This is a genomic window from Agrococcus sp. HG114 (assembly GCF_024723325.1).
Lineage (GTDB): Bacteria > Actinomycetota > Actinomycetes > Actinomycetales > Microbacteriaceae > Agrococcus.
This window is the reverse complement of record NZ_JANQCH010000291.1, coordinates 1-415: the sequence shown is the minus strand read 5'-3', so window position 1 is coordinate 415 and position 415 is coordinate 1. Positions and strand designations below refer to the sequence as shown.

1 pseudogene is annotated in these 415 nt (G+C 80.7%); it reads right to left on the bottom strand.

The window, feature by feature from the left end:
* A pseudogene (locus NWP09_RS13290) lies at positions 1-415 on the bottom strand (rRNA small subunit methyltransferase B); the annotation flags it as partial.

Below are 415 nucleotides of genomic sequence, written 5' to 3'. Positions count from 1 at the left end.
GGTCGAGCCAGCGCTCCCCCGGTGCCACCGGGCGCGCGCGGCTGAGGGCGAGCGCCGCGAGCTGGCTGCCCGCGTCCTGCACGCGCCACGAGCCGTCGGCGACCTGGGGGATGCGCGCGGGGTCGCCCGACGGCGCGGTGCGCCCGAGGGGGCTCGCGGTGCGCTCGAGCCCGAGCTCGTCGGGATCCGCGAGCCCCGGCAGCGCGACGAGCTGCACGGCGGGCGGGTCGTTGTCCGCGGCGAGCAGCGTCGGCAGCTCGACGGCGGCACCCTCGCGGTCGAGCGAGCGTCGCAGGGCTCGCAGCACCCACGCGGGGTGCGCGGTCTCGAGCGCGAGCCGCTCGTCGGCGTCGAGCCCGGCGGCCAGCCGCGCGAGCCGCTCCTCGGCGGGCACCTCCGCGAGGCGCCGCAGCAC